This window comes from Streptomyces speibonae (assembly GCF_984686075.1).
In genome coordinates, this window is sequence record NZ_OZ480260.1 from 5,501,750 (window position 1) to 5,513,851 (window position 12,102).

General features: G+C 72.4%; 1 protein-coding gene and 1 pseudogene. Both read left to right on the forward strand.

Annotated features, from left to right (window positions below; all coding sequences use genetic code 11):
• Nucleotide 1 precedes the first annotated feature (1 nt).
• Nucleotides 2-11,803, forward strand: coding sequence for an SDR family NAD(P)-dependent oxidoreductase (locus AC5L3C_RS24785; protein ID WP_493650893.1), 11,802 nt, complete (start codon nt 2-4; stop codon nt 11,801-11,803).
• A 204-nt stretch (nt 11,804-12,007) separates the two neighbouring features.
• A pseudogene (locus AC5L3C_RS24790) lies at nt 12,008-12,085 on the forward strand (polyketide synthase docking domain-containing protein); the annotation flags it as partial.
• Nucleotides 12,086-12,102: the final 17 nt, after the last annotated feature.

Here is a 12,102-nt window from a genome sequence, read left to right on the forward strand (position 1 = left end):
GATGGCTACGTCCAACAACCAACTCGTCGATGCCCTGCGTGCCTCGCTGAAGGAGACGGAGCGGCTCAAGCAGCAGAACCGCCAGCTGATCAGCGCCGGGACCGAACCGGTCGCGATCGTCGGCATGGCGTGCCGCTACCCCGGTGACGTGCGGTCGCCGGAGGACCTGTGGCGCATGGTCGCCGAGGGCACGGACGGTGTGTCGGGGTTCCCCGAGGACCGTGGCTGGGACGTGGAGGGCATCTACGATCCTGATCCGGACCGTCCGGGGACGACGTATGTGCGTGAGGGCGGTTTCCTGCACGACGCGGCGGAGTTCGATGCCGGGTTCTTCGGGATCAGTCCGCGTGAGGCGCTGGCGATGGACCCGCAGCAGCGGCTGCTGCTCGAGGTGTCGTGGGAGGCGTTCGAACGCTCCGGCATCGACCCCACCACCCTGGCCGGCGGTACCGCCGGTGTCTTCATGGGCGTGATCAACAACGACTACACCGCCAAGGCGCAGTCCGTCCCCGCCGAACTCGAACCCTTCCTCGGCAACGGCGGCGCCAGCAGCGTCGCCTCCGGCCGTATCGCCTACACCCTGGGCCTGGAAGGGCCCGCGATCAGCATCGACACGGCGTGCTCGTCGTCCCTCGTGGCGCTGCACCTGGCGGTGCAGTCCCTGCGCCGCGGCGAGTGCTCGCTCGCCCTGGCCGGAGGCGTCAGCGTGATGGCGAACCCCGGCGGCTTCCTGGAGTTCTCCCGGCAGCGGGGGCTCGCGGTGGACGGCCGATGCAAGGCGTTCGCGGCGGCCGCGGACGGCACCGGGTGGGCCGAGGGCGTCGGTGTGCTGGTGGTGGAGCGGCTGTCGGACGCGCGGCGCAAGGGTCACCGGGTGCTCGCGGTGGTGCGGGGCTCGGCGGTCAACCAGGACGGCGCGTCCAACGGCCTGTCCGCCCCGAACGGTCCTGCCCAGCAGCGTGTCATCCGCGCGGCGCTCGCCAACGCCGGTCTGTCGGCGACGGACGTCGATGCGGTGGAGGCTCATGGCACCGGGACCACGCTCGGGGATCCGATCGAGGCGCAGGCGCTGCTGGCGACGTATGGCCAGGACCGGTCGGGTGAACAGCCTCTGTGGCTCGGCTCGTTCAAGTCGAACATCGGACATGCGATGGCGGCTGCGGGTGTCGGTGGTGTGATCAAGATGGTGCAGGCGTTGCGGCATGGTGTGTTGCCGAAGACGTTGCATGTGGAGGAGCCGTCGGGTCAGGTGGACTGGTCGGCGGGTGCGGTGGAGTTGCTGACCGAGACGCGGGAGTGGCCCGAGGTGGGGCGTGCGCGTCGGGCGGGTGTGTCGTCGTTCGGGATCAGTGGGACGAACGCGCATGTGGTGCTGGAGGAGGTGCCGGGGGAGGCGGAGCCGGTTGTCTCCGATTCGGGGGCGGTGGTGCCGTGGGTGGTGTCGGGTAAGTCGGCTGCTGCGGTGCGGGATCAGGCGGTGCGGCTGGCGGAGTTCGTCGCCGGGAGCGAGTCGCGTGTGGTGGATGTGGCGGCGTCGCTGGTGCGGTCGCGGGCGACGCTCTCGCACCGGGCGGTGGTGGTGGGAAGCGAGGCCGAGGAACTCATCGCGCAGCTGCGGGAGTTGGCGGAGACTCCGGCTGGTTCGGTGGGTTCGGGTGTGGTGTTTGTGTTCCCGGGTCAGGGGTCGCAGTGGCTGGGGATGGCGGTGGAGCTGGCGGAGGCTTCGCCGGTGTTCGCTGAGGCGCTGGCCGAGTGCGAGGCCGCTCTTGCCCCGTTTGTGGACTGGTCGCTGAGCGAGGTGCTCAGGGATGGGGAGGGTGGTTGGCTGGAGCGGGTTGATGTGGTTCAGCCGGTGTTGTTCGCGGTGATGGTGTCGTTGGCGCGGTTGTGGCGGTGGCTGGGGGTGGAGCCGGCTGCGGTGGTCGGTCATTCCCAGGGTGAGATCGCGGCTGCGTGTGTGGCGGGGGCGTTGTCGCTGGAGGATGCGGCGCGGGTGGTGGCGTTGCGGTCGCGGGCGATCCGGGTGCTGTCCGGGCGTGGCGGCATGGTGTCCATCGCTCTGCCGGTCGACGCGGTACGGGAGCGGATCACCGCGTTTGAGGGCCGTGTGTCGGTGGCGGCGGTCAATGGTCCGTCGTCGGTGGTGGTCTCCGGTGAGCCGGGGCCGTTGGAGGAGCTGGTCGCTTCCTGTGAGGCGGAGGGTGTGCGGGCGCGGGTGATCCCGGTGGATTACGCCTCGCACTCGGCGCAGGTCGAGGAGCTGGAGACAGAGCTCCTGGATGTCCTCGCTCCGATCAGTCCTCGGTCGTCCGAGGTGCGGTTCTTTTCCACGGTGACCGGTGACTGGCTGACGGACACCTCGGTGATGGATGCCGCGTATTGGTATCGCAACCTGCGTCAGACGGTCGAGTTCGCCGACGCGACGGCGGCGTTGATCGAGCAGGGGCATGGTCTGTTCATCGAGGCCAGTCCGCATCCCGTGCTGACGGTGCCGGTGGAGTCGAGTATCGAGGCTTCCGGGCAGGCCGGTGTGTCGGTGATCGGCAGCCTGCGTCGCGACGACGGCGGCTGGGAGCGTTTCCTGGTCTCGGCCGGGCAGGCGTTCACGGCCGGCGCGGACGTGGACTGGGACAGGACCCTGCCGGAGGACGCACGGATCGTCGATCTGCCCACGTATGCCTTCCAGCACACCCGCTACTGGCTGGAGAGTGGCGGAAGCACGGGAGACGTGACCTCGGTGGGCCTTGAGGCCACGGATCATCAACTGCTGTCCGCTGCCGTGGCGTTGCCGGACTCCGACGGTGTCGTCCTCACCGGGCGCATCTCGCAGCGTACGCACGCCTGGCTCGCCGACCACGCCGTCATGGGCACGGTCCTGCTGCCGGGTACCGCGTTCGTGGAGATGGCGGTGCGGGCCGGTGACGAGGTCGGTTGCGGCATGGTCGAGGACCTGACGCTGGCCGCGCCGCTGGTCGTGCCCGAGCGGGCCGGTGTCGTCCTGCGCGTGGTGGTCGGAGCTGCGGACGAGGACGGACGGCGCGAGCTGTCGGTGTTCTCCCGTCTCGACGACACCTCGCAGCCCGACTCCGGGTGGACCTGCCATGCGACGGGCGTGCTGGCGCTCGGTACCCAGGCGTCGCCCATGTTCGACCTGGGCGTCTGGCCGCCGCGTGAGGCGCGGCCGGTGGACGTCGCGGGCTTCTATGCGTCGGCCGAGGCGGACGGGTACGGGTACGGGCCGCTGTTCCAGGGCTTGAAGGCCGCCTGGCGGCGGGGTGAGGAGGTGTTCGCGGAGGTCGTCCTGCCCGAGGGTGCGGACGCGGCCGGCTTCGCCCTGCACCCGGCCCTCATGGACGCCGCACTCCACGCCACCGGCCTCAGCGGCGACAGCGGCGCGGTACAGCTGCCGTTCGCCTGGAGCGGGGTGTCGCTGCTCGCGTCCGGGGCCACCCGGCTGCGGGTGCGGGTCACCAGGTCCGGCGACGGCGTCGTGTCCCTGCAACTCGCCGACGGGGCCGGGGCGCCGGTGGCGTCCGTCGAGTCGCTGACGCTGCGCGACGTCACGGCCGAGCAGCTGTCCGCCCGGCCCGGTGACCCCGACGCCCTCTTCCGCAGCGAGTGGACGGCGCTCCCCGCCCCGACCGGCCTCGACGCCGACGCCCAGGATCGCCGTTGGGCGCTCGTCGGCGCGGCCGGCACGCTCGGGCTCGCGGACACCCCGACCTATGCGTCGCTCGACGAACTCGCCCCGGCCCTCGCCGACGAGTCCGCCGAGGCACGGCCCGACACCGTGATCGTGCCGCTCCTCGGCACCCACGACGCGGCGGACGACGTACCGGCGGCCGTGCACCGCGCCGCCTGCGAGGTCCTCGCGACGGTGCAGCAGTGGCTGGCCGACGACCGGTTCGCCGATCTGCGGCTCGTCCTGGTCACCCGGCGCGCGGTCGCGGCCGGCTCAGGTGAGAAGGCGGTGGACCTGGTCCACGCCCCGGTGTGGGGTCTGGTGCGCTCCGCGCAGGCCGAGCACCCCGGCCGCCTCGTCCTCGTCGACACCGACGGCGTCGACACCGCCGTACGTGCCCTGCCCGCCGCGCTGGCGCACCGAGAGGAGCGCGAGTTCGCGCTGCGCGACGGCACCGTGCTCGTACGGCGTCTCGTGCGCGCCGCGTCCGGGGGCGCCCTGACCCCGCCCGCCGACGCCGAGTCCTGGCGGCTCGACGCCACCGTGCGCGAGACCCTCGACAACCTGGAACTGATCCCCGCCCCCGAGGCGGTGGCGCCGCTCGCCGACGGCGAGGTACGGGTCGCCGTGCGCGCCGCCGGGGTCAACTTCCGTGACCTCGTCTCGCTGCTCGGCATGGCGGCGACCGAGGAGATCATGGGCGGTGAGGCGGCCGGTGTGGTCGCCGAGGTCGGTCCGGGTGTCACGGACCTGGCGGTCGGTGACCGGGTGGTGGGCCTGTTCACCGGGTCCTTCGGTCCGCTCGCCGTGACCCACCGCGACTACCTGGCGCCGATGCCGGAGGGGTGGACGTTCGCCGAGGCCGCCGCCGTCCCCATCGCGTATCTCACCGCCTACTTCGGCCTGGTGGACCTCGGCGGTCTGCGCCCGGGCAGCCGGGTCCTCGTCCACGCGGGAGCCGGCGGTGTCGGCACCGCGGCCGTGCGGCTGGCCCGTCATTTCGGGGCCGAGGTGTTCGCGACGGCCAGCCCCGGCAAGTGGGATGCTCTGCGGGCGCTGGGTCTGGACGAGGATCACATCGCCAGCTCGCGTGATCTGGGCTTCGAGGAGAAGTTCTCGAAGGTCACCGGTGGGGAGGGCATGGATGTGGTGCTCAACTCGCTGGCGCGGGAGTTCGTGGACGCCTCGCTGCGGCTGCTGCCGCGTGGCGGTCACTTCCTGGAGATGGGCAAGACCGACAAGCGCGACCCCGAGGAGGTCGCCGCACAGCACCCCGGCGTCTCCTACCGGGCGTTCGACCTCGTCGAGGCCGGACCCGACCGCACCCGCGCGATGCTCGCCGACATCCTCGGCCTGTTCGCGCACGGAGCACTGCGGCCCCTTCCCGTCACGGCGTGGGATGTGCGGCGGGCTCCGGAGGCGTTCCGGTTCATGAGTCAGGCGCGGCATGTGGGGAAGATCGTGCTGACGGTGCCGGTGGGGCTGGATCCTGCGGGGACGGTGCTGATCACGGGTGGGACGGGCACGTTGGGTGCGTTGGTGGCCCGTCATGTGGTGGTGGTGCACGGGGTGCGCAGTGTGGTGCTGACGAGTCGGCGTGGTCTGGCGGGTGAGGGTGCGGCCGCGTTGGTGGCGGAGTTGGAGGCGTTGGGTGCGTCGGTGTCGGTGGTGGCGTGTGATGTGAGTGACCGGGAGGCGTTGGCGGGGGTGTTGGGGGGTGTTCCTGCGGGGGCTCCGTTGACGGCGGTGGTGCATGCGGCGGGTGTGCTGGATGACGGTCTGGTGGGGTCGTTGTCGGGGGAGCGGCTGGCGCGGGTGGTGCGTCCGAAGGTGGATGCGGCGGTGCATCTGCATGAGTTGACGCGGGGGATGGATCTGTCGGCGTTCGTGTTGTTCTCGTCGGCGGCGGCGACGTTGGGGGAGTCGGGGCAGGGTAATTACGCGGCGGCGAACACGTTCCTGGATGCGTTGGCGGAGGTGCGTCGGGCGGAGGGTCTGCCGGCGACGTCGCTCGCGTGGGGGTTCTGGGAACAGCGCAGCGGCATGACCGCCCACCTCACCGACGTCGACATGCAGCGCATGCGGCGCTCCGGCGTCGTACCCCTGACCAGCGAACTCGGTCTGCGGCTCTTCGACGAGGGACTCTCCTCGGCCTGGCCGGTCCTCGCACCGATCAAGCTCGACACAGCCGCCCTGCGGACCGCAGGAGACATCCCGCCCCTGCTGCGCGGCCTCGTCCGGGCGCCCGCCCGGCGCACCGTAGCGGCGGACACCACCGGCGGCGGCAGCTCCCTCGCCGACCGGCTCGCCGCCATGGCACCCGCGGAGCGTGAGCGCTACCTGCTCACAACCGTCCGCACCCATGTCGCGGCCGTCCTGGGCTTCACCGACGGCGAGGCCGTCGTCCCCACCCAGGCGTTCAAGGAGATCGGCTTCGACTCGCTGACCGCCGTCGAACTGCGCAACCGGCTGGCGACCGCCACCGGCCTGCGCCTGCCCGCCACTCTCGTCTTCGACTACCCCAACCCGACCGTGCTCGCCCAGCACCTCGGCGCCGAACTCGTCGGCGACGCCCCCGCGCCCGCCGGCCCCGGGACCGCTCCGGTCGCCGCCGTCGCACGGGACGACGACCCCGTCGTCATCGTCGGCATGGCCTGCCGCTACCCCGGCGGGGTCCGGTCGCCAGAGGACCTGTGGCGCATGGTCCACGACGGCGTCGACGCCATGACGGGCTTCCCCGACGACCGCGGCTGGGACGTCGAAGGGCTCTACGACCCCGACCCCGACCACCCCGGCACCACCTACACGCGTGAGGGCGGCTTCCTGGAGGACGCCGGTCACTTCGACCCCGAATTCTTCGGGATCAGTCCGCGTGAGGCGCTGGCGATGGACCCGCAGCAGCGGCTGCTCCTCGAGGTGTCCTGGGAGGCGTTCGAACGGGCCGGCATCGACCCCGAGGCGCTGCGCGGCACCCCGACCGGCGTCTTCATGGGCGTCATCACCAACGACTACACATCCAGCGTGCCCTCCATCCCGGAGGACGTGCAGCCCTTCCTCGGCAACGGCGGCTTCAACAGCGTCGCCTCCGGCCGCGTCGCCTACACCCTGGGCCTGGAAGGGCCCGCGATCAGCATCGACACGGCGTGCTCGTCGTCCCTGGTGTCCCTGCACCTGGCCGCCGACGCGCTGCGACGGGGCGAGTGCTCCATGGCCCTCGCCGGCGGTGTGGCGGTCATGGCCACGCCCATCGCGTTCACCGACTTCTCCCGGCAGCGCGGCATGGCGGTGGACGGCCGCTGCAAGGCCTTCGCGGCGGCCGCGGACGGCACCGGGTGGGCCGAGGGCGCCGGTGTGCTGGTGGTGGAGCGGCTGTCGGACGCGCGGCGCAAGGGGCACCGGGTGCTCGCGGTGGTGCGGGGCTCGGCGGTCAACCAGGACGGCGCCAGCAACGGTCTGTCCGCCCCGAACGGTCCCGCGCAGCAGCGCGTCATCCGTGCGGCGCTCGCCAACGCCGGTCTGTCGGCGGCGGATGTGGATGTCGTCGAGGCGCACGGCACCGGGACCACGCTCGGTGACCCGATCGAGGCGCAGGCTGTGCTGGCGACGTACGGGCAGGAACGGTCCGACGGTCAACCGCTGTTCCTGGGGTCGTTCAAGTCGAACATCGGCCACGCCATGGCGGCCGCGGGTGTCGGCGGTGTGATCAAGATGGTGCAGGCGCTGCGGCACGGAGTGCTGCCGAAGACGCTGCACGTCGATGCGCCCACCCCGCATGTCGACTGGTCGGCGGGTGCGGTGGAGCTGCTGAGGGAGACGCGGGAGTGGCCCGAGGTGGGGCGTGCGCGTCGGGCGGGTGTGTCGTCGTTCGGGATCAGTGGGACGAACGCGCATGTGGTGCTGGAGGAGGTGCCGGAGGAGGCGGAGCCGGTTGTTCCCGATTCGGGGGCGGTGGTGCCGTGGGTGGTGTCGGGCAAGTCGGCTGCCGCGGTGCGGGATCAGGCGGCGCGGCTGGCGGAGTTCGTGGCCGAGGGCGGGCCGCGTGTGGTGGATGTGGCGGCGTCGCTGGTGCGGTCGCGGGCGACGTTCCCCCATCGTGCGGTTGTCGTGGGCCGGGAAAGCGGCGAACTTACCCAGCAGCTCCGGGACTTGACCGAAACTTCGGCTGGTTCGGTGGGTTCGGGTGTGGTGTTTGTGTTCCCGGGTCAGGGGTCGCAGTGGCTGGGGATGGCGGTGGAGCTGGCGGAGGCTTCGCCGGTGTTCGCTGAGGCGCTGGCCGAGTGCGAGGCCGCTCTCGCTCCGTTTGTGGACTGGTCGCTGAGCGAGGTGCTCAGGGATGGGGAGGGTGGTTGGCTGGAGCGGGTTGATGTGGTTCAGCCGGTGTTGTTCGCGGTGATGGTGTCGTTGGCGCGGTTGTGGCGGTGGCTGGGGGTGGAGCCGGCTGCGGTGGTCGGTCATTCCCAGGGTGAGATCGCGGCTGCGTGTGTGGCGGGGGCGTTGTCGCTGGAGGATGCGGCGCGTGTGGTGGCGTTGCGGTCGCGGGCGATCCGGGTGCTGTCCGGGCGTGGCGGCATGGTGTCCATCGCTCTGCCGGTCGACGCGGTACGGGAGCGGATCTCGTCGTATGAGGGCCGTGTGTCGGTGGCGGCGGTGAATGGTCCGTCGTCGGTGGTGGTGTCGGGTGAGCCGGGGCCGTTGGAGGAGCTGGTCGCGTCCTGTGAGGCGGAGGGTGTGCGGGCGCGGGTGATCCCGGTGGATTACGCCTCGCATTCGGCGCAGGTGGAGGAGCTGGAGAGGGAGCTTCTGGATGTTCTGGCGCCGATCAGTCCTCGGCCGTCTGATGTGCGGTTCTTCTCCACCGTGACGGGTGACTGGCTGACGGACACCTCGGTGATGGATGCCGCGTACTGGTATCGCAACCTGCGTCAGACGGTCGAGTTCGCCGACGCGACGGCGGCGTTGATCGAGCAGGGGCATGGTCTGTTCATCGAGGTCAGCCCGCACTCCGTGCTGACCGTGGGGCTGGGCGAGACGGTCGAGGTGGCCGACCGGCCGGTGTCCGTCCAGGGGACGCTGCGTCGCGACGACGGCGGCTGGCAGCGTTTCCTGGTCTCGGCCGGGCAGGCGTTCACGGCCGGCGCGGACGTGGACTGGGACAGGACACTGCCGGAGGACGCCCGGATCGTCGACCTGCCCACGTATGCCTTCCAGCACACCCGCTACTGGCTGGAGAACACCGGTGGTGTCGGGGACGTGGAGTCCGCCGGACTCGCGGCCACCGATCACCCGCTCCTCTCCGCCTCCCTGCCGCTGGCCGAGTCGGACCGGACCGTGCTCACCGGGCGGCTCTCGCTGCGTACGCATCCCTGGCTCGCCGACCACGCCGTCATGGGCACGGTCCTGCTGCCGGGCACGGTGTTCGTGGAGATGGCGGTGCGGGCCGGTGACGAGACCGGCTGCGCCCGGCTCGTCGAGCTGACGCTTCTGGAGCCGCTGGTGCTCAGGGCGTCCGAGGCCGTGCAGGTGCAGGTCGCCGTCGGTGCGGCCGACGAGAACGGGCGCAGGCCGGTGGACATCCACTCCCGGCCGGCGGACGCGGACGACGGCACCGCCGACTGGACCACCCACGCGACCGGCGTGCTGGCCCCCGAGGCGGTCGCCGCCTCGATCGACCTCGTCGCGTGGCCGCCGGCCGGGGCCCAGCCGATCGACCTGGGCAGCGGATACGACGACCTGGTGGCCCAGGGGTACGAGTACGGCCCCGTCTTCCAGGGCCTGAAGGCCGCCTGGCGGCACGGTGACGACGTGTTCGCCGAGGTCGCCCTGCCCGAGGGCGTCGGCGCGGGCGGATTCGCCCTCCACCCGGCGCTGCTCGACGCGGCGCTGCACGCCCTCGGCACCGTCGAGAGCGGTGGCTCCGGTGAGCCGGGTGTCCGGCTGCCGTTCTCCTGGAACGGTGTGTCCGTGCACGCGACCGGCGCCACCTTCCTGCGCGTACGGCTGACGCCCGAGCCCGCCGGTGACCGGGTGCGGGTCAGTGTCGCCGACGCGGGCGGCACGCCGGTGGCGACCGTCGAGGAACTCGTCCTGCGGGCGATCTCCCCCGAGCAGTTGTCCGCGGCCGCCGGGCCGAAGGGCGACATCCTGTACCGCACCGAATGGAGCCCGCTCTCCGTCGCACCGGAGGCCTCCGCGGCGCACGACGGCCGGACGGTCGTCGGGGTGGACACGCCCGGGCTCCAGCAAGTGCTCAAGACCGGGGGCGAGGAGGTCGTGAACCACCCGGACCTCGCCGCGCTGGCCGAGGCGGTCGACGCGGGCGCCACCGTGCCGGACGTCGTGCTCGCCCCGTTCACCGCTGCACCCGTCGCGGGCGAGGGCGGCCTGCCGGCCGCCGTGCGGGCGAGCACCGGCCGGGCGCTCGAACTCGTCCAGGAGTGGCTGGCGGACGACCGGTTCGCCGGGGCCCGCCTGGCGCTCGTCACGAGCGGCGGGGCCGCCACGGCGCCCGGCACGGCACCCGAGGATCTGGGACTGGCCGCGGTCTGGGGGCTCATACGGGCCGCCGAGGCCGAGCACCCCGGCCGGTTCGTCCTGATCGATCTGGACCAGGAGCCGGCGTCCCGCCAGGCGGTCCCGGCGGCGCTCGCCACGGGGGAGCCCGAGGTGGCCGTGCGGGACGGACGTCTCCTGGCCCGACGGCTGCACGCGGTGCCCGCGACCGAGGGGACGACCGGTGCCGGTACGTCGGCCGCCACCGGCCCGACGGACGCCGCGCCGCCCGTCTTCGCCCCCGCCGGCACGGTGCTCGTCACCGGCGGCACCGGCACCTTGGGTGCCCTGGTCGCCCGGCACCTGGTCACCCGCCACGGTGTGCGCAGGCTCCTGGTCACCAGCCGCCGCGGCCTCGCCGCCGAGGGCGCCGCGGAACTGCGCGACGAACTCGCCGGGCTTGGCGCGACGGTCGACGTCGCGGCCTGCGACGTGGCCGACCGGGACGCGGTACGGGCGCTGCTCGACGGCATACCGGCCGAGCACCCGCTGACCGCCGTCGTCCACACCGCGGGGGTCACCGACGACGGGGTCGTCGCCGCCCTCGACGCGAAACGCCTGGACACCGTGTTGCGCCCGAAGGTCGACGCGGCCGTCCACCTGGACGAACTCACCCGGGAGCTGGGGCTGCCGGTCACCGCGTTCGTGCTCTTCTCCTCCGCCGCCGGCACCATCGGCAGCCCGGGACAGGCGAACTACGCCGCGGCCAACGCCTTCACCGACGCCCTCGCCGCCCGGCGCCGGGCCGAGGGGCTGCCCGCGGTCTCCCTGGCCTGGGGCTTCTGGGACCAGCGCAGCGAACTCACCGCACGGCTCGGCGAGACCGACGTGGCACGCATGAGCCGCTCCGGGGTCACCGCGATGCCGACGGCGACCGGACTCGCGCTGTTCGACGCGGCGCTGGGCAGGGAGGAAGCGGTACTGGTACCGGTGCGCTTCGACCTGCCGGCCGTCCGCGCCCGGCTCCTGGAGCACGGCACCCCGGCCGTCCTGCGGGACCTCGTCCGGCTGCCGGCGCGCCGGAACCAGGCGCAGGCCGCGCTGTCCCGCTCCGAGGCCGACGCGCTGCTCCAGCGGCTCGGGGCGCTGCCGGCGCAGGAACGCGCCAAGGCCGTCCTCGACCTGGTACGCACCCAGGTCGCGGCCGTGCTCGGCTTCGCCGGACCGCACGCGGTGGCCGCCGACCGGGGCTTCCTGGAGCTCGGGTTCGACTCGCTGACCGCGCTCGAGCTGCGCAACCGGCTCACCGCCGTCACCGGACTGCGGCTGCCCGCCACGCTGATCTTCGACTACCCTTCGGCGCACGCGCTGGCCGATTACGTCGTCGCCGAGCTGCCGGACACCGAAGCGGCGGGCGCCGCCGCCTCTCTTGTCCGGACCGAACTGGAGCGGCTGGAGAAGGCCGTCTCCGGCACGGAGGTCCCGGAGGAGGAGCGGGGCGAACTCGTCGAGCGGCTGCACGCCGTCCTGGCCACGCTGGGCGGGGCCGGTGGCGGCTACACCGAAAGGCTCGAATCGGCCTCCGACGACGAGATGTTCGCGTTCATCGACAATGAGCTCGGCCTTTCGTAGGGGCGGGGCCACTACCGAATCCTGAATTCGTCGCAAACCCTGAAGGCGGGCCGCTTCGACCCGCCTTCAGGGCTCTCTTGCATAGGGGTCGACCCAGGGGCGGCTAGGGGTGGTCGAGCCCAACGGGCCGGACCAAGCTTGGCTCGAACAGCTCCTGGGCTGCTGTGTGTTTGCGCCAGGCCATCGACGAAGAGGTTGCCCCAGATGCAGAACGAGCAGAAGCTTCGCGACTACCTCAGGCGGGTCACGGCCGACCTGGCGCAGACTCGCCAGCGGCTGCACGAGGCGGAGGCCAAGGC

Coding starts and splice junctions, on each gene's coding strand:
- AC5L3C_RS24785 (WP_493650893.1), top strand. CDS start 2: ATGGCTACGTCCAACAACCAACTCGTCGATGCCCTGCGTGCCTCGCTG.